We start from the raw sequence: 582 nt of genomic DNA, 5'->3' as shown, positions 1-582 counted from the left end.
TAACGATGCTGATAGGCGTATTTTTTTCGCGTGCTTAATTCACAAGGTTAGGCACAATGACTTCCATTGCACGTCGATTGTATAACCCAGTTAATGCATCCAAATGAGAAAGATCGTTGATGGATTTCACCAATCTTGCGTTGATCAACCACAACATACTAAAGCTCAAAGCAACAATGAGGCAGATACTAAATAGAAACGTCAGCTGGTGGATGATACCTGCATTCATAAAACTGGTGACTTCAGGTGCCCAAATGCTCCAAATGGTTCTGCCCGCCATAAAAGCACTAAACCCAAAGAAGGCGTACGCCATCACTTGAACGGGAAGTTTTAGATCGTCTCTTTTTCCCTTGATCATCGCAACACCACTGCAGAAGGTGACTAAGCTCAAATAGATACTAAGAAAAATGATTCGGATACGAATAGATGGCGAATAAAAGGTGAAGTAATAAAAAAGGCCACTGAATACCGGTACCAGAAACGTGAGTACATGAGCGCACTTGAGAGGGAATTTACGGAAAATGCTTACGCCATATAACGTGAGCAAAAAGCCGATGATAATGATGGTATTGGAAAGAATGA

At 41.4% G+C, this 582-nt stretch carries 1 pseudogene; it reads right to left on the bottom strand.

What is annotated here, in order from left to right:
• Window positions 1-37: 37 nt before the first annotated feature.
• Window positions 38-582: pseudogene (locus R8O11_RS29750) on the bottom strand (GGDEF domain-containing protein); the annotation flags it as partial.

Source organism: Vibrio sp. 1288, from assembly GCF_033344475.1.
This window is presented reverse-complemented; position numbering and strand designations above follow the sequence as displayed.